Source organism: Kribbella sp. CA-247076 (assembly GCF_050942445.1).
GTDB lineage: Bacteria > Actinomycetota > Actinomycetes > Propionibacteriales > Kribbellaceae > Kribbella.
Genome location: NZ_CP192051.1, coordinates 5,562,190 through 5,582,222, shown reverse-complemented (window position 1 = coordinate 5,582,222; position 20,033 = coordinate 5,562,190). Strand labels below are relative to the sequence as shown.

The 20,033-nt window shown below is 70.5% G+C and carries 25 protein-coding genes and 1 riboswitch; of the genes, 17 read left to right on the top strand and 8 right to left on the bottom strand.

What is annotated here, in order from left to right:
• The first annotated feature begins 86 nt into the window (after window positions 1–86).
• A riboswitch (FMN riboswitch) is annotated at window positions 87–220 on the top strand.
• A gap of 157 nt (window positions 221–377) precedes the next feature.
• The 6 genes from ribD (at window position 378) to ACQPYZ_RS26250 (ending at window position 5,701) form a co-directional block, all read left to right on the top strand.
• Window positions 378–1,406, top strand: coding sequence for a bifunctional diaminohydroxyphosphoribosylaminopyrimidine deaminase/5-amino-6-(5-phosphoribosylamino)uracil reductase RibD (gene ribD / locus ACQPYZ_RS26275; RefSeq protein ID WP_433160772.1), 1,029 nt, complete (start codon window positions 378–380; stop codon window positions 1,404–1,406).
• Entirely contained in the window at window positions 1,407–2,012 is a 606-nt protein-coding gene (locus tag ACQPYZ_RS26270) for a riboflavin synthase (protein WP_433160770.1), read from the top strand.
• Window positions 2,009–2,677, top strand: coding sequence for a nicotinamide riboside transporter PnuC (gene pnuC / locus ACQPYZ_RS26265; RefSeq protein WP_433160768.1), 669 nt, complete (start codon window positions 2,009–2,011; stop codon window positions 2,675–2,677). The genes ACQPYZ_RS26270 and pnuC overlap by 4 nt, the downstream gene beginning before the upstream one ends.
• A 2-nt stretch (window positions 2,678–2,679) precedes the next feature.
• The gene (locus ACQPYZ_RS26260; protein WP_433169763.1) at window positions 2,680–3,930 is read left to right on the top strand and encodes a bifunctional 3,4-dihydroxy-2-butanone-4-phosphate synthase/GTP cyclohydrolase II; all 1,251 of its coding nucleotides are present in this window, start codon (window positions 2,680–2,682) and stop codon (window positions 3,928–3,930) included.
• Window positions 3,930–4,400: a 6,7-dimethyl-8-ribityllumazine synthase gene (gene ribH, locus ACQPYZ_RS26255; protein WP_433160766.1), complete on the top strand. Its 471-nt coding sequence runs from the start codon at window positions 3,930–3,932 to the stop codon at window positions 4,398–4,400. The genes ACQPYZ_RS26260 and ribH overlap by 1 nt, the downstream gene beginning before the upstream one ends.
• Window positions 4,401–4,516: 116 nt before the next feature.
• Complete coding sequence (locus tag ACQPYZ_RS26250) at window positions 4,517–5,701, top strand: MFS transporter (RefSeq protein ID WP_433160764.1); 1,185 nt, start codon at window positions 4,517–4,519, stop codon at window positions 5,699–5,701.
• Between the two features lie 105 nt (window positions 5,702–5,806).
• On the opposite strand, the gene ACQPYZ_RS26245 is transcribed toward ACQPYZ_RS26250, so the two are convergent.
• Complete coding sequence (locus ACQPYZ_RS26245; RefSeq protein ID WP_433160762.1) at window positions 5,807–6,772, bottom strand: hypothetical protein; 966 nt, start codon at window positions 6,770–6,772, stop codon at window positions 5,807–5,809.
• Between the two features lie 61 nt (window positions 6,773–6,833).
• On the opposite strand from ACQPYZ_RS26245, the gene ACQPYZ_RS26240 reads away from it, so the two are divergent.
• Entirely contained in the window at window positions 6,834–7,802 is a 969-nt protein-coding gene (locus ACQPYZ_RS26240; protein ID WP_433160760.1) for a helix-turn-helix transcriptional regulator, read from the top strand.
• On the opposite strand, the gene ACQPYZ_RS26235 is transcribed toward ACQPYZ_RS26240, so the two are convergent.
• Window positions 7,790–8,275, bottom strand: coding sequence for a MarR family transcriptional regulator (locus ACQPYZ_RS26235; protein ID WP_433160759.1), 486 nt, complete (start codon window positions 8,273–8,275; stop codon window positions 7,790–7,792). The two genes, ACQPYZ_RS26240 and ACQPYZ_RS26235, sit on opposite strands and share 13 nt — an antisense overlap.
• Before the next feature lie 69 nt (window positions 8,276–8,344).
• Between ACQPYZ_RS26235 and ACQPYZ_RS26230 the strand changes: the two genes are divergently transcribed.
• A complete protein-coding gene (locus ACQPYZ_RS26230; RefSeq protein ID WP_433160757.1) occupies window positions 8,345–8,983 on the top strand; it encodes an NAD(P)-dependent oxidoreductase in 639 nt (212 codons plus the stop codon).
• Window positions 8,984–9,095: 112 nt separating this feature from the next.
• On the opposite strand, the gene ACQPYZ_RS26225 is transcribed toward ACQPYZ_RS26230, so the two are convergent.
• Entirely contained in the window at window positions 9,096–10,058 is a 963-nt protein-coding gene (locus tag ACQPYZ_RS26225; protein WP_433160755.1) for a P1 family peptidase, read from the bottom strand.
• Here ACQPYZ_RS26225 and ACQPYZ_RS26220 point away from each other — a divergent pair.
• Genes ACQPYZ_RS26220 through ACQPYZ_RS26205 form a run of 4 tightly spaced genes read left to right on the top strand, consistent with a single transcriptional unit; the run spans window position 10,057 to window position 12,422 of the window.
• Window positions 10,057–10,758 (top strand): MBL fold metallo-hydrolase, encoded by a 702-nt coding sequence (locus tag ACQPYZ_RS26220; RefSeq protein WP_433160753.1) that lies wholly within the window; start codon window positions 10,057–10,059, stop codon window positions 10,756–10,758. The two genes, ACQPYZ_RS26225 and ACQPYZ_RS26220, sit on opposite strands and share 2 nt — an antisense overlap.
• 40 nt (window positions 10,759–10,798) lie before the next feature.
• Window positions 10,799–11,062 (top strand): phosphoribosyl-ATP diphosphatase, encoded by a 264-nt coding sequence (locus ACQPYZ_RS26215; protein WP_337011548.1) that lies wholly within the window; start codon window positions 10,799–10,801, stop codon window positions 11,060–11,062.
• 48 nt (window positions 11,063–11,110) lie between these two features.
• Complete coding sequence (hisG, locus tag ACQPYZ_RS26210) at window positions 11,111–11,959, top strand: ATP phosphoribosyltransferase (protein WP_433160752.1); 849 nt, start codon at window positions 11,111–11,113, stop codon at window positions 11,957–11,959.
• Between the two features lies 1 nt (window position 11,960).
• The gene (locus ACQPYZ_RS26205; RefSeq protein WP_433160750.1) at window positions 11,961–12,422 is read left to right on the top strand and encodes a PH domain-containing protein; all 462 of its coding nucleotides are present in this window, start codon (window positions 11,961–11,963) and stop codon (window positions 12,420–12,422) included.
• On the opposite strand, the gene ACQPYZ_RS26200 is transcribed toward ACQPYZ_RS26205, so the two are convergent.
• Window positions 12,400–13,293 (bottom strand): aldose 1-epimerase family protein, encoded by an 894-nt coding sequence (locus tag ACQPYZ_RS26200; RefSeq protein ID WP_433160749.1) that lies wholly within the window; start codon window positions 13,291–13,293, stop codon window positions 12,400–12,402. The genes ACQPYZ_RS26205 and ACQPYZ_RS26200 overlap by 23 nt on opposite strands.
• A gap of 96 nt (window positions 13,294–13,389) precedes the next feature.
• On the opposite strand from ACQPYZ_RS26200, the gene ACQPYZ_RS26195 reads away from it, so the two are divergent.
• The 3 genes from ACQPYZ_RS26195 to ACQPYZ_RS26185 are packed head-to-tail and all read left to right on the top strand — an operon-like array spanning window position 13,390 to window position 15,809.
• On the top strand, window positions 13,390–13,743 hold the full coding sequence (locus ACQPYZ_RS26195; protein WP_433160747.1) for a YciI family protein: 354 nt from the start codon (window positions 13,390–13,392) through the stop codon (window positions 13,741–13,743).
• Window positions 13,744–13,749: 6 nt separating this feature from the next.
• Window positions 13,750–14,982, top strand: a complete 1,233-nt coding sequence (locus ACQPYZ_RS26190; protein ID WP_433160745.1) for an RNA polymerase sigma factor — start codon at window positions 13,750–13,752, stop codon at window positions 14,980–14,982.
• Window positions 14,982–15,809, top strand: coding sequence for a class I SAM-dependent methyltransferase (locus ACQPYZ_RS26185; RefSeq protein WP_433160744.1), 828 nt, complete (start codon window positions 14,982–14,984; stop codon window positions 15,807–15,809). Before ACQPYZ_RS26190 ends, ACQPYZ_RS26185 begins: the two co-directional genes overlap by 1 nt.
• On the opposite strand, the gene ACQPYZ_RS26180 is transcribed toward ACQPYZ_RS26185, so the two are convergent.
• Both ACQPYZ_RS26180 and ACQPYZ_RS26175 read right to left on the bottom strand, forming a co-directional pair.
• Window positions 15,763–16,428, bottom strand: a complete 666-nt coding sequence (locus ACQPYZ_RS26180; RefSeq protein WP_433160743.1) for a uridine kinase family protein — start codon at window positions 16,426–16,428, stop codon at window positions 15,763–15,765. The genes ACQPYZ_RS26185 and ACQPYZ_RS26180 overlap by 47 nt on opposite strands.
• Window positions 16,415–16,909: a hypothetical protein gene (locus ACQPYZ_RS26175; protein ID WP_433160741.1), complete on the bottom strand. Its 495-nt coding sequence runs from the start codon at window positions 16,907–16,909 to the stop codon at window positions 16,415–16,417. The genes ACQPYZ_RS26180 and ACQPYZ_RS26175 overlap by 14 nt, the downstream gene beginning before the upstream one ends.
• 171 nt (window positions 16,910–17,080) lie before the next feature.
• Between ACQPYZ_RS26175 and ACQPYZ_RS26170 the strand changes: the two genes are divergently transcribed.
• Window positions 17,081–17,572, top strand: coding sequence for an SseB family protein (locus ACQPYZ_RS26170; protein ID WP_433160740.1), 492 nt, complete (start codon window positions 17,081–17,083; stop codon window positions 17,570–17,572).
• Here the strand turns inward: ACQPYZ_RS26170 and ACQPYZ_RS26165 are convergent.
• Entirely contained in the window at window positions 17,545–17,988 is a 444-nt protein-coding gene (locus ACQPYZ_RS26165; protein WP_433160738.1) for a DUF1707 SHOCT-like domain-containing protein, read from the bottom strand. The two genes, ACQPYZ_RS26170 and ACQPYZ_RS26165, sit on opposite strands and share 28 nt — an antisense overlap.
• Window positions 17,989–18,121: 133 nt before the next feature.
• Here ACQPYZ_RS26165 and ACQPYZ_RS26160 point away from each other — a divergent pair, with 133 nt between their 5' ends.
• Window positions 18,122–18,838 carry a TetR/AcrR family transcriptional regulator gene (locus tag ACQPYZ_RS26160; protein ID WP_433160737.1) on the top strand — a complete coding sequence of 239 codons (717 nt, stop codon included), beginning with the start codon at window positions 18,122–18,124 and terminating at the stop codon, window positions 18,836–18,838.
• Here the strand turns inward: ACQPYZ_RS26160 and ACQPYZ_RS26155 are convergent.
• Window positions 18,827–19,996 (bottom strand): glycoside hydrolase 5 family protein, encoded by a 1,170-nt coding sequence (locus tag ACQPYZ_RS26155; protein WP_433160735.1) that lies wholly within the window; start codon window positions 19,994–19,996, stop codon window positions 18,827–18,829. The two genes, ACQPYZ_RS26160 and ACQPYZ_RS26155, sit on opposite strands and share 12 nt — an antisense overlap.
• Window positions 19,997–20,033: the final 37 nt, after the last annotated feature.

The window sequence follows — 20,033 nt, the reverse complement described above, 5'->3', positions numbered from 1 at the left end:
GAAAGACGCCGGTCACGCTCAGGATGTGACCTGGGTCGTGGCGGGCTGGGACAGCAGTGGCACACTGGAAGCACGAGTGAACCCACTCGCGTGCTCCGGGGTCGGTGTAATTCCGAGCCGGCGGTGACAGTCCGCGACCCGGCCGCTGCGGTTGAGCGGTCGGTTGACCTGGTGGAATTCCAGGACCGACGGTGAAAGTCCGGATGGGAGGCGCACGCGATCGGCGGGTGTGCTCTGGCGTCCGGTCGTGAGCCCTGCGAGGCGAGCGGAGTACGACGAGCAGTGGTCGGGCTCGACGGCAGCACCCGGACGGCAGTGCGTGCACCAGCCGGTTGTCACGAACCCCGGAGTGCGTCCGTGACAACGAGGGACCGTCAGTGAAGAACGCTTCGCCGATCGACGTCGCCTGGATGCGGCGTGCGGTCGAGCTGGCCGCGAAGGGCATCGGCAGCACGCACCCCAACCCGGTGGTCGGCTGTGTGATCACCGCTCGCGACGGCCATCCGGTCGGTGAGGGTTTCCACGCCGTTGCCGGTGGCCCCCATGCCGAGGTCGAGGCGCTGACGATGGCCGGCGACCGGGCCCGCGGCGGTACTGCGTACGTGACGCTCGAGCCCTGCAACCACACCGGCCGGACCGGGCCGTGTGCGGACGCGCTGATCGAGGCGGGGATCGCCCGCGTGGTGTACGCCGTACCGGACCCGAACAAGCAGGCCGCCGGCGGCGCGGAGAAGCTGGCCAGCAAGAACGTCAAGGTCGAGCAGGGGGTCCTGCAGAGCGACGCCGAGGCGGTCAACCACGTCTGGCTGCACAGCGTCCGGATGGGCCGGCCGTTCGTCACCTGGAAGTTCGCGACCACGCTCGACGGCCGGTCGGCGGCGCCGGATCGGACCAGCAAGTGGATCACCGGCCCGATCGCGCGGGCGGACGTCCACCGGAAGCGGGCCGAGTGCGACGCGATCGCGGTCGGCACCCAGACCGTGCTCGACGACGACCCGGAGTTGACGGTCCGCGACGAGAACGACGTACCCGCCGCCAGGCAACCGCTGCGAGTGGTCGTCGGCGACCGCGAGATCCCGCCGACCGCGCGGGTCCGCAACGACCGCGCCAAGACCCTGCTGCTGCCGACCCACGACCCCGCCGAGGTGCTCCGGCAACTGGACGACCAGCACATCCGGCACCTCTGGCTCGAAGGCGGCCCGACGCTGGCCGCCGCCTTCCTCCGCGCCCGGCTGGTCGACCAGATCGTCGCGTACGTCGCCCCGGCCGTGCTCGGCTCGGGGTTCGCGGCGGTGGGCGACCTGGGCGCGGAATCGATCGACCACCTGCGGCGGTTCAAGCTAGCGGACGTCACCCGCCTCGGCGACGACGTCCGGCTGATCCTGACTCCTCTTGGAGGGAAGTAGATGTTCACCGGCATCATCGAGGAACTCGGCACGGTCGAGTCCCTGGACCTGCTCGACGGGGACGCGGCCCGGCTCACCATCCGCGGTCCGAAGGTGACCGAGGACGCCGGTCACGGCGACTCGATCGCCGTGAACGGCTGTTGCCTGACGGTGGTCGAGCACGGCGAGGACACCTTCACCGCCGACGTGATGCAGGAGACCCTGCGGCGGACCGGCCTCGGCAGCCTGGAGAAGGGCTCGCACGTCAACCTCGAGCGCGCGGTCGCCGCCCACGCCCGGCTCGGCGGGCACATCGTCCAGGGCCACGTCGACGGCACCGGCACGATCGCGAGCCGGACCCCGTCCGAGCACTGGGAGGACGTCCGGGTCGCGACCACCCCCGAGATCCTCCGGTACGTCGCCGAGAAGGGCTCGATCGCCGTCGACGGCGTCTCGCTGACGGTCACGGACGTGGACGACGCGACCGGCACCTTCGGGGTCAGCCTGATCCCCACCACTCTCGAACTCACCGTGCTCGGCCGCAACCAGGTCGGCGACACCGTCAACCTCGAGGTCGACGTGATCGCCAAGTACGTCGAGCGACTCATCAAGGGAGGCACCAAGTGATCGACTGGTTGCTGCACTCCGAGGTCACCATCGCCGGCTCGCCGGTGCTGGTTCGCGAGATCGTCGGCAACGTCTTCGGCCTGGGCAGCGCGCTGTTCGGCATGCGCCGGCTGGTCGCCGCCTGGCCGGTCGGCATCGTCGGCAACATCCTGCTGTTCACCGTCTTCATCGGCGGGATCTTCGACACCCCGCAGGACAAGGACCTGTGGGGTCAGGCCGGGCGCCAGGTGTTCTTCGCCCTGGTCAGCCTCTACGGCTGGTACCGCTGGTACCAGACCCGCCACGGCGGCGCCGCGACCGGAGTGCAGCCGCGCTGGGCGACGGCCCGGGAGCGGCTCGAGCTGCTCGGTCTCGCGGTCGTCCTGTACGGGATCTCGTACGTCGTCCTGCGCGAGCTCGGCTCGTGGGGACCGCAGTGGGACGCGTGGATCCTGACCGGCTCGATCCTGGCGACGTACGGGATGGCCCGTGGGTTCGTCGAGTTCTGGCTGATCTGGATCGCGGTCGACGTGGTCGGCGTACCGCTGCTGCTGCAGGCGAAGTTCTACCCGTCGGCGGCGATGTACATCGTCTACGGGCTGTTCTGCGTGGTCGGTTTCGTCTCCTGGTGGCGGATCCAGAACCGGGAGCGCGTCGCGCCCCCCGAGCCGGTGGTGGTGGGATGACGATGGGCAACGTGCTGAAACTCGACACGATCGAGCACGCGATCGAGGAGATCCGGGCCGGCCGGCCGGTGATCGTGGTCGACGACGAGGACCGCGAGAACGAGGGCGACCTGATCTTCGCCGCGTCCAAGGCGACCCCGGAGCTGCTGGCGTTCCTGATCCGGTACAGCTCGGGCGTGGTCTGCGTCCCGATGGAGGGCTCCGAGCTCGACCGGCTCGGCATCCCGTTGATGACCCCGCACAACCGGGAGCGGATGCGGACGGCGTACACGATCTCGGTCGACGCGCGGGACGGCATCAGCACCGGGATCTCCGCCGCGGACCGGGCCCGGACGATCCGGGTGCTGACCGACTCGGCGTCGGAGGCGTACAACCTGGTGCAGCCGGGGCACGTGTTCCCGCTGCGCGGCCGCGGCGGCGGCGTCCTGGTCCGGCCGGGGCACACCGAGGCGTCGATCGACCTGGCCCGGATGGCCGGGCTGACGCCGGCTGCGGTGATCTCCGAGCTGGTGAACGACGACGGCACGATGAAGCGCGGGCCCGAGCTGCGCGAGTTCGCCGACGAGCACGGTCTGGTGCTGGTGTCGATCGACGACCTGATCCGCTACCGGCGGCGTACCGAGAGCCAGATCCAGCGGGTCGCGACCACCACGCTGCCCACCCGGTACGGCGATTTCGTTGCCCACGGCTACCGGAACGTCGTCGACGGGTCGGAGCAGCTGGCGCTGGTCCGCGGTGAGATCGGGGACGGGCCGACGCTCGTCCGGCTGCACTCGGAGTGCCTGACCGGCGACGTGTTCGGCTCGCTGCGGTGCGACTGTGGACCGCAGTTGGACGAGGCGTTGCGTCAGGTCGCCGCGGAGGGCGGAGTGGTCGTGTATCTGCGCGGCCACGAGGGCCGGGGGATCGGCCTGCTGCACAAGCTGCAGGCGTACGAGTTGCAGGACGCGGGCCGCGACACGATCGACGCCAACCTGGACCTCGGGCTGCCCGCCGACGCCCGCGACTACGGCACCGGCGCCCAGATCCTGGCCGACCTGGGTGTCAAGGAGGCGCGGCTGCTGACGAACAACCCGGACAAGCTGGCCGGCGTCCAGGGCCACGGCATCGACGTGGTCGAGCGGCGCGGCATCTCGATCGACCCGACCGAGCACAACCTGCGGTACCTGCGGACCAAACGCGACCGGATGGGCCACCACCTGCCCGCCGGTGCACTGGGCGGCGTACTTGCCGAAGAGAACGGAGCCGGCTGATGTCGGGCAGTGGAGCACCCACCATCGAAACCCCGCGGGCCGAGGGCGCCCGGGTCGCGGTCGTCGGCGCGCAGTGGCACCCGAAGGTGACCGACGCGCTGGTGGCCGGCGCGATCCGGGCCCTGGACGAGGCCGGGGTCACCGACTACACGGTGATCCGGGTGCCGGGATCGTTCGAGCTTCCGGTCGCATCGTTGCACGCGGCAAAGAGCGGGTACGACGCGGTGATCGCGCTCGGCGTGGTGATCCGCGGGGACACCCCGCACTTCGAGTACGTCTGCCAGGCCACGACCGACGGCCTCATGCAGGTCGGCGTGACCACCGGCGTACCGATCGGCTTCGGCGTCCTGACCTGCGACAACGACCCCCAGGCGCTGGACCGGGCCGGTCTTCCGGACAGCCGGGAGGACAAGGGCTACGAGGCGACCCAGGCCGCACTGGCGACCCTGGTGGCCGTCCGTGGTCTCTAGCTTCAGCGATTGAGATTCGCGGCCGTCATCTGGACAGAGCGTCGCGCCGTGCCGGGCCGGGCACCTAAGATCGGCTGATTGCCGGAGGGGTTAAACGTTAAGGCTGGCGAGGTGCGATGAACTACCGACCGCTGATCTGGCTTGCGGTGGCGACGTTCTCCACCGGGATCGACGGGTACGTGCTGGCCGGCCTGCTGCCCGCGATCGCCGGTGACCTGCGAGTTGTCGAAGCCGCGGCGGGGCAGCTGGTGTCGGCGTTCGCGCTGACGTCCGCGGTCGCGGCACCGCTGCTCAGTACGGCGACGAGCCGCTGGGAACGGCGTCGTACGATCGCCTGGTCGCTCGGCGTGTTCGTGCTGGGCAACCTGATCGTCGGACTCGCGACCAACTACGCGATCGCGCTCGGCGGGCGGATCGTCGCGGCGCTCGGCGCGTGCCTGTTGAACGCCGCTGTCACCGGCTACGTGATCGCGCTGACGCCGGTGAAGGATCACGGCAAGGCGTTGTCGTTCGTGCTCGGCGGGTGGATGGCGGCGACGGCGCTCGGTGTGCCGGTCGGCCTGTTGCTCGGGCAGTCGAGTTGGCGATTCCCGATGCTCCTGGTCGCGGTGGTGGGCACGATCGCGCTGGCCGGCATCTTGCTGAAGTTGCCGCGGTTGCATCTGCCGTCCGCGACCCTCGCCGAGCGCCTCCGCCCGCTCGGGCAGCCTCGGCTGATCGCCGGGCTGCTGGTCACGACCGGCATCCTCTGCAGCAGCTACACCTGCTTCACCTACGCCACGCTGATCCTGCGGCCGGCGTTCCCGGCCGAGTGGATGATGATCCTGATCATGTTCGGCTACGGCTTGGCCAGCATGCTGGGCAACGCGGTCACCGGGCGGCTGGCGGACCGGTTCACCCCGCTGCGGGTGCTGACGATCGTCCTGGCCGGCCTGTTGGTGGACGCGGTCCTCGGGGCGTTCGTGTTCCGGTTCGTCCCGGTCGGTGCGGTGCTGGGCGTGGCGGGCCTGATCTGGTTCTTTACCGCGGGCATCGGCAACGGCGGCGCCGCCGTACCGCAGCAAGCGCGGCTCGCGTCCTTCGCGCCGGACTCGGCGGCGATCGTGATGGCGCTCAACGGCAGCGCCATCTCACTCGGCGTCGCCCTGGGCGGCGGCCTCGGCGGCATCACCCTCGCAGCCGGCGCACCCCCGTCCGGCCTGCTGGTGGTGGCCGCCGCCGTACTCGGCCTCACCCTGACGCTCCACCTCCTGGTGGCGCGATCCCGCAAGTACGACGAGGTCGCCGAGCCGATCCACTGACGTCCCCCCGCTCGTCTCCGCGCTCTCGAGCAGGTTCGGGGAGAATCGTCGCCCGTCCTGGGGGCAAGATCCTCCCCAAAACGCAGGCCAGGAGAGGGCGGCGGACTAGCCGATTCTCGTGTGTTGCATCTTCCAGTTGGGGGTCCAGGTGCGGCCGCCGTCGGTGGAGAAGGACTGTTCCCAGGCGGCCTTGTCGGTGCCAGGTGTCCAGGTGAAGCGGACGTCGATCGGCGTACCCTCCCACTCGTCCGGGCCTTCGAAGATGCCGATGCCGTCGTCGCCGAACGAGCCGATGACCGGGGTCTCCAACTGCCCGCGGAGGCTGTTGATCCAGTGGATCGCCCACGTCTCGGACGAGGGGTCGTAGATCCGCAGGGTCGCGCCGCGGAAGCCCTCGGTCGGGAACCAGCCCTCGTCGAAGCTGACCGCGCCGTCGAAGTACGTCGTGACTGCCATCTCGGACCGCATCTCGTACCACTCCGCGTCCTCACCCAGCGCCGGCCGGCGTCGGCTGTTCTGCATGTCCCAGCGACCGACCAAAAAGTCGAAATCGCCGGTGAGCTTCGGTACGTCGAGCGGCGGCGGAGGAGTGTCCCGGCGGGTGAAGTCCATCACCCAGTTGAGCTCCCAGGTCTGGCCGCCGTCGTTGGAGTAGCACTGCTCCCAGTGCGCGGTCCGCTCGGTGATGCCGGACCACTGGTAGCTGACCATGACCTTCTCGCCGTCGACTTCCTCCTCGTCGCCGACCAGCCAGCAGGATGTACCGTCCTCCGACCAGCGGCCGCGCACCGGCGGGTAGAGCTTCATCGTCCGGCCGTCGATCCACCAGATGCGCCACTCCCGCTCGACCGGGTCGAACAGCCGCACCGACATCCCGTACCGCTGCTGGGTCGGGAACCGCATCTCGTCGATGCTGATCGCACCGTCGAAGTGCGTCCGCGCGGTCGTCGTCCCCTCGAACTCGTTCCACTCGTCGCACCCGGCGAAGACCTGCTTCAGGGTTCGGTGCCGGACATCGAAGTACCCGTTGAGGAAGTCGAAGTCGCCGGTCACCTTGGTCCATGTCGTCATCCAGCCAGCATCCGATCGATACCTGACAGCGAGTGGCAGTGTTCCGGGCTAACCTCGGGACATGCGTTCGAGCCGGCTGCTGTCGATCCTGCTGTTGCTGCAGACCCGCAGGCAGCTGACCGCGCGCGAGCTCGCCGACGAGTTGGAGGTGTCGCTGCGGACGATCTACCGGGACGTGGAGGCGCTGGCCGCGGCCGGCGTACCGGTGTACGCCGATCAGGGGCGCGCCGGCGGTTATCGGCTGGTCGAGGGCTACCGCACCCGCCTGACCGGACTGACCGAGCAGGAGGCGGCCGCGTTGTTCCTGGTCGGCATGCCGGGACCGGCCGCGGCGCTCGGGATGACCGCGGAGACGAGCGCGGCCGAGCTGAAGTTGCTCGCGGCACTCGCCCCGGACCAGCGCGACCGGGCCGGGCGGCTGAAGAACCGCTTCCACCTCGACCTGCCCGCCTGGTACCAGGACGCCGAGAACTCGCCACACCTCTCCGCGGTCGCCGATGCGGTCCTGCACGACCGCCGGATCAGAGTGCTCTACCGGCGCTGGGAGGCACCGCGCGAGGTCGAGCGGGTGCTCGAGCCGCACGGCCTCGTCCTCAAGAACGGTGCCTGGTACGTCGTCGCCGCCACCGCCGGCGGGATGCGGACGTACCGGGTCGCGAGCATCCTGGAACTGACTCCGACCGACGAGGTGTTCGACCGGTCGCCGGACTTCGACCTCGCCGGGTTCTGGCAGGAGCGCCTGGCCGACTTCGACCACACCCGCTTCACCGCCGAGGCCGTCGTCCGCGTGTCTGCCCGGATGGCGGCGCGGATGCACGACGTGTCGTTCCCGACCCTGGTGAAGGCGGTCGCCGCGGCCGAGCCCGCGGAGGACGGGTCGGTCGTGGTCACGATCCCGATCGAGTCGGTCGGCAACGCGGCCGCGTCCCTCTGCCGCTTCGGCAACGCCCTCGAGGTCCTTGAACCGCCAGAGCTCCGCGCCGAGCTCGCGAACCTCGCCCGGACAGTGCTCGACCTCTACGAGTCCTGACCCAGCTTGTCGTTCGCGGTCCGGCCGGCTTCGGTGCTGCGCCGGAGGAAGTCGGCGATCAGGTCGAGCTCGTCCTGGGTGTAGCCGTCAAGGACCTCGTCCACCGCGCCGATCATCGGCTGGTAGAGCCGGAACACCTCCATGCCCCGGTCGGGCAGCACCCGGATCGTCACGCTGCGCCGGTCGCCGGGCGCCCGGTCCCGGGCGATCCAGCCCGCCTTCTCCAGTCGATCCAGGATGCCGGTCAGCGTGGCCGGGTGCAGCCCGGCCTGCCGCGCCAGCGCGCTCGGGGTCAGTGGTCCGCTCCGGGCCAGGACGTCGAGGCAGTCGAGGTCGACGTCCTTGAGTGCCAGCTTGCCGCCGACCTGGTGGTTCAGCAGGGCGAGCTGGATCCGCAGGTCGCGGAGCGCGGCCTTGATCTCGTTGCCGGTCCGTCGGCGGTGACGCGGGTCACCCTTTTGTGTCTGTTTCATATATTATGATTTCCGTACTATATGAGTTACAGAAGAGACTTCACGGTAGCGCACGACGGAGGAGCCGGCATGAAGATCACGGTGTTCGGGGCGACCGGCGGGATCGGCGGACACGTCGTCCAGCAGGCGCTGGCAGCGGGGCACAAGGTGACCGCGGTGGTTCGCGCGGCGTCGTCGTACCCGGTCGAGGATCCGTCGCTCGAGGTGTACCGGGTGCCCGGACTGACCGAGGCCGGGCCGTTGCTCGAGGCGGTGGACGGGAGCGACGCGGTCATCTCCGGTGTCGGACCGCGGCGCCGCAAGGACGGTCCGGTCGCGTCCGGCAGCACTCGTTCGATCCTGGTGGCGCTGTCGGAGACCGGCGTACGACGTTTCGTCGCCGTCAGCGCGGCGCCGGTCGGGCCGGAGGCGCCGGACGAGGGTTTCCTCAACCGCCGGGTGCTGCTGCCGTTCATCAACGCCGTGCTCGCCGACACGTACGCCGATCTGGGCGCGATGGAAGCGGACATCGCGAAGAGTTCGGCCGACTGGACGATCGTGCGGCCGCCCAAGCTCACCAACGGGTCGCTGACCGGGAAGTACCGCACGGTCGTGGGCGGCACGGTGGCCCGCGGCTACGTCATCTCCCGTGCCGACGTCGCCCACCTGATGCTCGCGGCGCTCGACGATCCGGCCCTCGTGGACCGGCCCGTCGGCATCGCTTACTGACCGGACTCAGGATCACCGGGTCCTGAGATCCCGAGCCAGGTGACCCCGCCGGAAGCCGCGAGTCAGCAGGTGGCGGAGGTCCGCCGGAGTGTCGTACATGAGCCTCGGGTGACTATGCCAGGCGGATGAGGTCGTGGGGGACGGCTCGGGCGGTCCGGCCGCGGTGTCCGGTGGTGGTTGTTGCCATGGTCAGGGAGTTGAGTAGGGCCTCCTCGACGGAGTCCATGGTGGCTTGGAAGACAGGCTTGAGCTCCCGGTCGGCGAAGGCGGAGCCGGGGGAGCGGTTCGTGGTGAAGGCGATGGCGTAGTCGCCACTGCCAGGGGAGAAATCGGAGCCGACCCTGCCCATCCCGAACACCGCCCGCCGCGCGACCCGGCCGAGTTGGCGCGCGTCCAGCGGGAGGTCGGTCGCGACGACGATCATGCAGGAGTTGCCGTCGGCATCGATCGGCGTCGCCGGGACCGGTCGGCCGAGGACGGTCAACGTCCCCGAGAAGTTCGCCTGCACCAACGCCCCGACCGTCCCCGACCCGACCACGCGGGACGACGTACCGATGCCTGCTTTGAAGCCGAGGGCGGTGGTGCCGGTGCCCGCACCGACGCAGCCCTCGGCCGGACGGTCCGCAGACGCGGAGTCGAGCGCCGCGTGGACGTGGTCGGGGGTGATCGGACGGCGGCGGATGTCGGACAGGTGGCCGTCGTTGGTCTCGCCGACGACCGGATTGAGGCTGGTCGCGCGCGGGTCTCGGTCCAGCAGCCAGGTGAGGAGTGCGTCGGCGACCCGGAAGACGCTCAGCGTGCCGGTCAGCAGAACGGGCGTCTCGATCACCCCGAGCTCGTCCACCTGCGTGGAGCCGACGAGCTTTCCGTACCCGTTGCCGACCGCAACCGCGGCCGGCAGGCCCTCGGCGTACCAGTCCGGCACGATCGCGGTCACGCCGGTCTGCAGTTCGCCCGCGGAGATCGTGGTCTGACCGACCCGGACCCCGGGTACGTCGGTGATCGCGTTGAGCGGGCCGGTCGACAGCGCGCCGACGACCACGCCGAGGTCGCGGACTCTCCGGGGTGTCTGCATGACAGCTATCGTCGGCCACGTGCTGGAACAGCTGAACGTCCGGGTGTGGCTCTACCCGCACGATCCCGACGCCGACGCGGTCAGGCCGTCGGTCGCGGTGATCGCCGACGACCGGGGGAGTGTCCTTATCGACGCCGGCAACAGTCCGGAGCACGCCCGCACCGTCCAGGCGGCGATCGCCGAAGCCGGACTGCCCACGCCTCGCTGGCTGGTCTACACACACCACCACTGGGACCACGTCTGGGGAGCGTCCGCCTGGCCCGACGTGACCGTGGTCGCGCACTCGTCCGCGGTCGAGCTTCTCACCGCCGAGGCCGAGCGCCCGTGGAGCCACCGCTACCTTCGCGACCAGGTCGAGGCGAACCCGCGGCTCGGCCCGTCCTTCCGGGCCCGTGCCCTCGCCGTCTGCGACTGGACCGACTTCCGGATCGTCCTGCCGGACCTGACCTTCGACGACACGCTGACGCTGCCGACGGGCGTCGTACTGCGTCATGTCGGCGGGAAGCACGCGTCCGACTCGCTGGTCGCGACCGACTCCGGGGTGATCCTCCTGGGCGACGCGTTCTACCCGCCGCCGTTCCACCTGCGGGCCGACACCGACACGATCGACCACGCGATGGTCAAACGCCTGCTCGCCGAGAACCACACCTGGTACGTCGACGCTCACTCACCGCCACGAGGTCCCGGTAGGCGGACCTGAGCGGCGGCCGCCTTCGCCGGGCATCTAGGCTGGGCGCGCGATGAAGACCTTCGAGGAACTGTTTGCCGAGCTGGGAGAGAAGGCGCTGACGCGGCCGGAGGGATCCGGGACCGTGGCGGCGCTGGACGCCGGCGTGCACGCGATCGGCAAGAAGCTGGTCGAGGAGGCCGCCGAGTCCTGGATGGCCGCCGAGCACGAGAGCAAGGAGCGGGCCGCCGAGGAGCTGTCCCAGCTGCTCTACCACGCGCAGGTGATGATGCACGCGCTCGGCCTGGATCTCGACGACGTGTACCGACATCTGTAGGCACGCCTCCGCAGACACCGGTTCACCCCCCGAGAAAGGGCAGTCGTCATGCTGCGCGTCGCAGTACCGAACAAGGGCTCGCTGAGCGAGGCCGCCATCGAAATCCTCACCGAGGCCGGCTACAAGCAGCGCCGGACCGCCAAGGACCTCGCGCTCACCGACGCCGCGAACGAGGTCGAGTTCTACTACCTGCGCCCCCGCGACATCGCCGTGTACGTCGGCGAGGGCACCCTGGACGTCGGCATCTCCGGCCGTGACCTGGTGCTCGACTCGCACGCCGACGCCGAGGTGATCATGGAGCTCGGCTTCGGCGGGTCCACCTTCCGGTTCGCCGGCCGGCCCGGGGCCGCGGCCTCGATCAAGGACCTGGCCGGCAAGCGGATCGCCACCTCGTACGCCGGGGTGCTGCAGGACCACCTGGCCGAGCACGGGATCGACGCCGCGGTGGTCCGGCTCGACGGCGCGGTCGAGACGGCCGTCCAGCTCGGCGTCGCGGACGTGATCGCCGACGTCGTCGAGACCGGTACGACGCTGCGCCAGGCCGGGCTCGAAGTGTTCGGCGACCCGATCCTGAAGTCCGAGGCGGTGCTGATCAAGCGGCACGGCGTCGAGACCCCGCCGAACGGCCTGCAGCAGCTGGTCCGCCGGCTGGAAGGCGTCCTGATCGCCCGGAACTACGTGATGATGGACTACGACATCCGCGCCGAGCAGGTCGACGCCGCCACCGCGGTCGCGCCGGGGCTCGAGTCGCCGACGGTGTCGCCGCTGCACCGCCAGGGCTGGGTCGCCGTCCGGGTGATGGTGCAGCGGGCCGACGCCCAGCGGATCATGGACCAGCTGTGGGAGGTGGGCGCGCGTGCCATCCTCACCACCGACATCCACGCCTGCCGGATCTGACATGAGGGGCGACCGCCTGTACACCTTCCACCCGCGGATCGTCGCGGTGATGTCCGGCGGGATGGGGCTGTCGCTGATCGTGGTGTTCGGGGTGATCTGGTTCCGGCTGTCGGAGGACGCCCGGGACACGTTCAGCTGGTTCCAGCGGCTGACGTTGCTGGCGTTCTTCGGCGTGATCCTGTGGATCCTCTACCGGATGACGACGCTGCGGGTGTCGGCGTACCCGGACCGGCTGTACGTGCGCAACGTCTTCAAGTCGTACACGCTGTCGTGGTCCGAGGTGACCGCGCTGCGATTCCGGCCGGGGGACGCCTGGCTGCAGCTGTTCGATGCGGACGGCAACCGTCTCGGGATCCTCGCGGTCCAGGCCGCCGAGGGTGCCCGGGCCAGCAAGGCGGCCAGGCAGCTGGCCGCGGTCGCCCGCTCCCAGGGCGCCGGACCTAGACCGACACCCGGAACGTAGTGCGGTGCGATTCCCCGGGCTTCAGGACCACCAGGTTCTGCCCGGTGATGAACGCGTTCGGCGGGCACGTCATCGGCTCGACGGCGAGCGCCGTACGGTCGACCGCGCCGCCGGTGTAGAGCTGCATCCACGGCGTGTCGCTGGTCAGCATCGCGCGATGGCCGGTGTCCGGGTCGGTCAGCGTCACCGACCAGGAGGCCCCGCCGAGTCCGGTGAAGGCGTTGTCGATCTCCACCTCTCCGATCGTCCGCGCGGAGCTGAAGTCGTACGGCGAGTCGTGGATCGGCGACAGCCCGATCGGCGTCATCCGCTCCGGCGACACCTCCAGCCACTCGGCCGCACGGAACTCGAGCACGCAGTCGTCGATCACCCGGCCGACGCTCAGGTACGGATGCATCCCGTACCCGTACGGCGCATCGCTCGTGCCGACGTTGGTCGCGGTGGCGGTCACGGTGAGGCCGTCGGCGAGATGGTATCGCAGGCGCAGATCGAGCTGGTGCGGGTACCCGGGCGCGCCGTGCAGCCGGTGGCCGGCCTCGACCACGGCCGGGTCGGTGCCGTCGTCGACGCGCTCCCAGTTCGCCCAGCGGGTGAGGCCGTGGATCGCGTTCTGCCGGTCCGGCTCGCTCAGGTCGAGTTGCTCGTCGACACCCTCGAACGTGTACTTCCCGTCGGTGATCCGGTTCGGCCACGGGATCAGGTGCTGCCCGATCCCGGCGTACGCCGCCTGGTCCTCGGCGTACCCGAGCACGACCTGGCGCCCGCCGTGCGAGACGCCGCGCAGACCGCCGCCGACGCTCACCACGGTCGCGGACCACTCGCCCGCACTGAGTTCCCACTGTTCCCCGGACGGCAGAACCTGTGTGCTCATGCCCTCCATCCTCACAAACTTTCTGCGACCGTGGTGTCCATCGGGGACTGACCCGTTCGTAGAGATGCTGTACACACGCCAACGGGAGGTACCGAGATGAAGTACATGCTGCTGATCAACGCCGGTGAGCTCGACCAGAGCGGCGGCGCGGTCGGGTGTGAGCCGGAGGACTGGATGCGGTTCGACAAGGAGATCCAGGACGCCGGGGTCGTGGTCTCGTCCGAGTCGCTGGCCGACCTGGTCACCTCGACCCGGGTCCAGGTCGCCAACGACGGCAAGCGCACCGTGACCGACGGGCCGTTCGCGGAGACCCGCGAGGTGCTCGGCGGGTACTACGTGATCGACGTACCCGACCTCGACGTCGCGCTCGAGTGGGCGGCCAAGTGCCCGGGCTCCCGCGGCGGCGGGTCGATCGACGTCCGGCCGGTCGCCGAGTTCCCGGGGGCCTGAGCCGCCATGCACGCGGAGGTCGAGGCGGTGTTCCGGGAGGAGCGCGGGCGGTTGCTGGCCGCGCTCGCCCGGCGGTTCGGTGACCTCGACCTCGCCGAGGAGGTGGCGTCGGAGGCGATCGAGGCGGCGCTGGTGAAGTGGCCGGCCGACGGCGTACCGCCGAACCCGGGTGCCTGGCTGATGACCACGGCCCGGCGGAAGGCGGTCGACCGGCTGCGCCGCGACCAGGTGTACGCCGCCAAGCTCGCCGTACTGCAGGTCGAGGCCGACCGGGCCGGGCCGCCGGCCGTGGGCGACGAACTTCCGGACGAGCGGTTGCAACTGTTCTTCACCTGCTCGCATCCGGCGCTCGCGGCCGAGGATCGCGGCGCGCTCACGCTCCGGTGCCTGGCCGGGCTGACCACGCCGGAAGTGGCCCGGGCGTTCCTGGTGCCGACCGCGACGGTGGGCAAGCGGATCGTCCGCGCGAAGAAGAAGATCAAGGAGGCGCGGATCCCGTTCCGCGTCCCCGGCCCGGACGAGCTGCCCGAGCGGCTGCCGGGCGTGCTGCAGGTGATCTACTCCGTCTTCACCGAGGGGTACGCCGCGAGCTCGGGGCCGTTCCTGCAGCGACTCGACCTCGCCGAGGAGGCGATCCGGCTGGCCCGGATCCTGCGGCGGCTGCTCCCGGACGAGCGCGAGGTCGCCGGTCTGCTCGCGCTGATGCTGCTGATCCACGCCCGCCGGGACGCCCGCACGGGGGCGGACGGCTCGCTGGTTCTGCTCGACGACCAGGACCGCACGCTCTGGGACCGCGACCTGATCAACGAGGGAAGCGAGCTGGTGGTGGCGTCGCTGACCGGCGGCCCGGCCGGCCCGTACGGCGTCCAGGCCGCGATCGCCGCGTTGCACGACGAGGCCCCGGACGTTTCTGGCACCGACTGGCCGCAGATCGTCGCGCTGTACGACGTCCTGATCGCGATGGACCCGTCGCCGGTGGTGGAGCTCAACCGGGCGGCCGCGATCGCGATGCGGGACGGGGCCGAGGCCGGACTGGCGCTGCTCGACGGCCTGGCCGCCGAGCCGCGGCTGCGCGAGTACCACCCGTACGTGCTGGCCCGGGCCGACCTGCTGCACCGGCTAGGGCGGTTGCCCGAGGCAACGGCGGCGTACCGGCAGGCGCTCGCGCTGGCCGGCAGTGAACCCGAACGAGACCACCTGCGCCGCCGGCTGGCGGCCCTCGCCGAGGAGACGCCCTGATGACCGACGAGCGCCTGGCGCGGGTGGCCCAAGGCTGGGACGAGGCGGCGGACGGCTACGAGGAGTACTTCGTGCCGCGCTTCGCGCCGTGGGTGCGGACAGCCGTCGACTCCCTCACGTCCGGCTCACGGACCGCACAGCTGTCGGACGGGCCGATTCTGGTGCCCTGTTGCGGCACGTTTCCCGAGCTCGAGTTGCTGGTCGAGCGATTCCCGGCACGGGCGATCGCCGGGATCGATCTGTCGGCCGGCATGGTTCGCCGGGCCCGGGAGCGGGCCGCCCGGCTCGGGTCCGCCGATGTCGAGGTCGTCCAAGGTGATGCCGGCACCCTCGATCCGCGGTGGTCGGGCGCCTGCGCAGCCGTCGTGTCGGTCTTCGGGTTGCAGCAATTGCCCGATCCCGAGGCGGCGCTGCGCTCGTGGGTGGACGCGCTGGCACCGGGCGGACGGATGTGCGTCGTCTACTGGCCCGGGAAGACCGAGGACGACGGGCCGTTCGCCCTGCTGGCCAAGGTGATCGGCGACCGGAGCGACTCCTCCTGGGAGGACCGCCTCGTCGGCGCGCTGGACGCCGGGACGGTCGAGAGGGACGAGTTCGTCGACTTCCCGATGACCCACCCGGACGCGGCGACGTACTTCGACGCCGCCGATCGCGCCGGACCGATGCGAGCCCTCGCCCTCGCGCGCGGCGACGCCTACATCGCCGAGCTCAGGCAGCGGTACGTCGCCGCGGCGCCGGCCGGCGAATGGACGCACCACCCGCGGGCTCGGCTGATCCTGGTCAGGAAGCCGCCGAGTCGTGCGGAGGCAACGCCACCGACTTCGTGACCAGCTCGAGCGCCGGGTCGTGCGGGACCGACGGATCGCCGTCGACGATCACGTGCGCCCGGGAGCGGGTCGCCTGCTCGGCGAAGTGGTCGCGTTCCCACCGCATCCACTCGAGCCAGTGGTCGCGCAAAGCCTCGCCGTCGCGGGCGATCCCACGCTCCAGCCGCACCTCGTTCGACGTCTCGATCCACAGCCGGAGCGACTGCCAGTGATCGACGTCGCGGTCGCACGAGGTGACTCCTTCGACGATCAGCAGCTCGACCGTCACCGGCACGACATGGAGCTCGGCGTACGCGCCGGCGTGCCAGTCGTAGCGCCGGTACCGTCCTTCGCGGCCGTCGGCGATCCGCTGCAGCACGTGGTCGCGCAGCAGCCCGAATCCGCGGACGGCGCCCGCCCAGCCGTCGTACAGGTCGTCCATGTGGATGACCCGGGTGAGCAGCCCGCGGGCTTCGGCCCGGGCGGCGACGTGCGCCGCGAGCGTGGACTTGCCGGAGCCGGCCGGTCCGTCGATGCCGATCAGCCGGGTGGCGCCGAGACGGGGCGGGGCGGCCTGGACGTGGTCCAGCAGGGAGTCGATGGTGAGCGGGGCGATGTCGTTCGTCTCAGTTGATTCCATGGCGCTTCAAGATGTCCTCGATCTCGTCGAACTCCGACGATTCCTGCTGCTTCGCCTTCGACCCCCTGGCGGGCTTGGCAGCTTTTCCGGTAGCGGCCGACGCGGGCTCGGGACCCGTCGCGGTCAGCTCGCCCCCGGGCTTCGACTGTGCCTTCTCCTTGGGCGCCCGGTTCCCGCCCCGGCCCCGGGCCACACCCGAGACGACGTACAGCACGACCGAGACGCCGAACAGCGCGACCCCGGCCCACACCGTGGGCGAGAAGATCAGGTGGGTGACCCAGCTCACCGACGAGCGCACCACGTCCCAGACCAGCTCGAGCAGGCCGGTCAGGTACAGCGAGACCGGCAACAGGGACCAGGCCACGCCACGGGTGCCGGCCGCCGCCCCGCGGCGCCGCCAGGCGGCCCACGAGCCGATCAGGCCGAGCAGCGTGAGGCCCACACAGAACGGCAGCAGCGTCAGATCGTTGAAGTCAGGCACACACCCAGGCTCGCACAGTCAGCGCCCGATCCAAGAGGGGAAGAGCCCTGACACCACCCTGAACCGGACCCCCAGGCCATCACAACAGGCCGGGCGGCGCCGGGCCGAGCCTGGCGGGCCGGGGCGGGGGCGATTGTGATGGCGTGGCGGTCCGCAGGCAGAATCGACGGCATGCAACCAGAACGCCGGCTGGCCTTCACCGGCTTCGACAACGACGACGGTTCGGCCGACCCGGCGCTGGCGGCGGCGCTCGCGGCGGGCGACCATGGCGCGATGCTGGCCGCGCTGACGAAGGCCCGGCTGCTGGTGCCGGTGGTGGCCATGCTCGGCGAGGTCGAGTACGACGAGAACGGGCTGGCGCACGACAAGACGTCGGACATGGCGGTCGCGCTGCTCCAGGGCCAGGACGGCCGCAACGCGCTGCTGGCGTTCACCGGCACCGAGAGCCTGGCCCGGTGGAGCGCGGACGCCCGCCCGATGCCGGCCCAGTCACAGCTGGTGGCGACCGCCGCGATCCAGGAGGGTGCGGCGGCGATCGTGCTGGACGTGGCCGGCCCGGCGGTCGGGGTGATCGAGACCGACGACGTACGGCGTCTCGCCGCCGGTCTCCAGGTGGTCCGCCTCGAGGACGGCACTTACGGGTGGATCGAGCCGGTCAACTGACGCAGCACCGCGTTCTTGCGGTGGTACGACTCGTGCATCCACCAGAGGATGCCGACCACCAGGCCGAGACCGATGTCGGAGTACAGCCACCACGGCCAGTCGAAGTGGCCGAAGAAGGCCAGTGACAGCCAGACGGCGAACTGCACCACGCAGCTGATCAGCCAGACGGCGGTCGTCGCCCGGAGTGCCACGGTGAGGCTCCGCGGCGGGAGTGCGTCGTCGACGCCGGCGAAGACCTGGCGGAGCTCGCCGCGGGTCTGGGCGGCGTCCAGGAGGTCGTGCCGGTCCAGTGACTGCGGCGGCGTGAGGGTTCCCTGCCGTACGGCGCTCTCGAGCTTGGCGGACGCCGCCCGGCGGTCCGTGTCGGAGAGCTCCACGTGGTCCGGCAACAACAGCGGGTCGAGGATGGTGTTCATCAGGAGTACCTGCTTTCGTGAGGTCGTCTGCTGAAAAGCGTAGGGATTGCACAGTTCCGGCGCGGGGTGGTCAGAACCCGTTTCCAGGTGGTGCTAACACCCCTGCCGGCCGGCGTACGCGAGGATGGGAGCCATGACCGACGACCACGGGGAACTGCCGCCCGGGCTCGCCCTGTCGTGGGGTGTGCAGCCGGTGCAGCGCCGTGGGCCGAAGCCGGCCTTGTCGGTCGAACAGATCGTCGACACCGGGATCGAGTTCGGCGACCGGCACGGGTTCGAAGCCATCTCGCTGCAGCGGATCGCGGCGCGGTTGGGCGTCACCACCAACGCGATGTACCGCTACGTCCGGTCCAAGGACGAGTTGATCGTGCTGGTCCAGGACAAGGCCGTCGGCCGGCCACCCGGGTCGATCCTCGAGACCGACGGGTGGCGGGCCGGTGCGGACGCCTGGGTGCGGGCCTCGGTCGACCGGTACGCCGAGCGCCCGTGGCTGCTCGACGTACCGATCCAGGGGGCGCCGGCGACGCCGAACCAGCTGCACTGGCTGGAGGTGTTGCTGCGGGTGCTGGCGGAGACGTCACTCAGTCAGCACGATGCGCTCGGGTGTGCGGTGCTGCTGTCCGGGTACGCCCGCAGCTATTCGGCCATGGTGCGTGAGTTGACCGCCAACGTCGACGTACCCGTGCAGGCGCCGGCGGTCGGGGCGTTCCTGGTGCCTCGGCTTCAGGAGGCCGGGCTCGAGCAGGTGGCCGCGCTGTACACCAACCAGGAGTACGAGGACGAGGTCGACGACGACCTGGACTTCGGCCTCACCCGCATCCTGGACGGCATCGAGACGCTAATCGGGTAAGGCGATCCGGACCGGACGGTCGGCTCGCGCGGCCACCCACTGCAGGTGGAACTCGCTGCCAGGGGCAACTTCCGGACGGCGCTCCGGTTCCGTACGCAGGTTGACCGGCGCGGTCAGTGTGGTCGCTTCCTGCGCTGGTACGCCGTGCGCGCGGACGTCGGCGATGACGTCGGCCAACGCCTGCGCGGCCGGCTTGCGCTGATGATCCACGGTGAACAGTCCGAGGTCGTACTCCCGGTCCGGGAAGTCCAGCAGCCGCCGGTCGATGTCGTGCGACGACCACCAGGTGACACCCCACAACGCCGGGTTTGGCAGCACCAACTCGAGCGTCCGCCGGGTGAACTTGGCCTGGAGCTCGTCCGGGATGTCCGGCCCGGGTACGCCGATCTCCTGCAGCCACACCGGCCGCGCCGGGTCCAGCGACGTCGCCGCGGCCAACTCCACCAGGTAGTCCGCATGGCTGAGCGTCGCCGGCCCGAGCGGACCGTCCACCCTGGAGACCCCGTTGAACACCCAGGAGTGGACAGTGCTCAGATCCCCCAGCTCCACCACGTCCGCCGGATGGAACGGATGGTCCGCCCGGTACCAGGCGTCGTCGAACACCGAGTGCAACGCCAGTACGTCGGGAGCCGCCTTCTTGACCGTGGTCAGCAGGTCCTGCGCCCAGGCGGTCGAGGTCTCGAAGCTGGTCGGGCTGTCCGGCCAGAGGTTGTTCACCTCGTTCCCGAGGGTGATCGCGAAGACGTTCGGCTTCGCGGCGACCGCGCGCGCCACGGTGTCGACGTACGCCGTCAGGCCGTCCCGGACCGCCGGATCCTCGAACAGGCTGGCCTTGTGCCAGGTGAGCGCCCACGACGGCAGGAAGTCGAAGCTGGACAGGTGGCCCTGGATCAGGTCGACCGCGACGGTGAGGCCGTGCTCGGCGGCGGCGTCGACGGTGTCCAGCAGGTCCGCGATCGCGCGCTCCCGGATGATCGCCCGGTTCGGCTGGATCCACGGCCAGACCGGGAACACCCGGACGTGGTCCAGGCCGAGCCCGGCCAGGTCGGCGAAGTCCCGCCGGACCGCCGCGCCGTCGTAGTCCAGCCAGCTGTAGAACCAGCCGGCCGAGGGGACGTAGTTCGCGCCGAACCGCGGCGAGACGGGATCCGAGAGCATGCGGACGATGCTAAATCGGTTTAGGAGACCGCGGCAA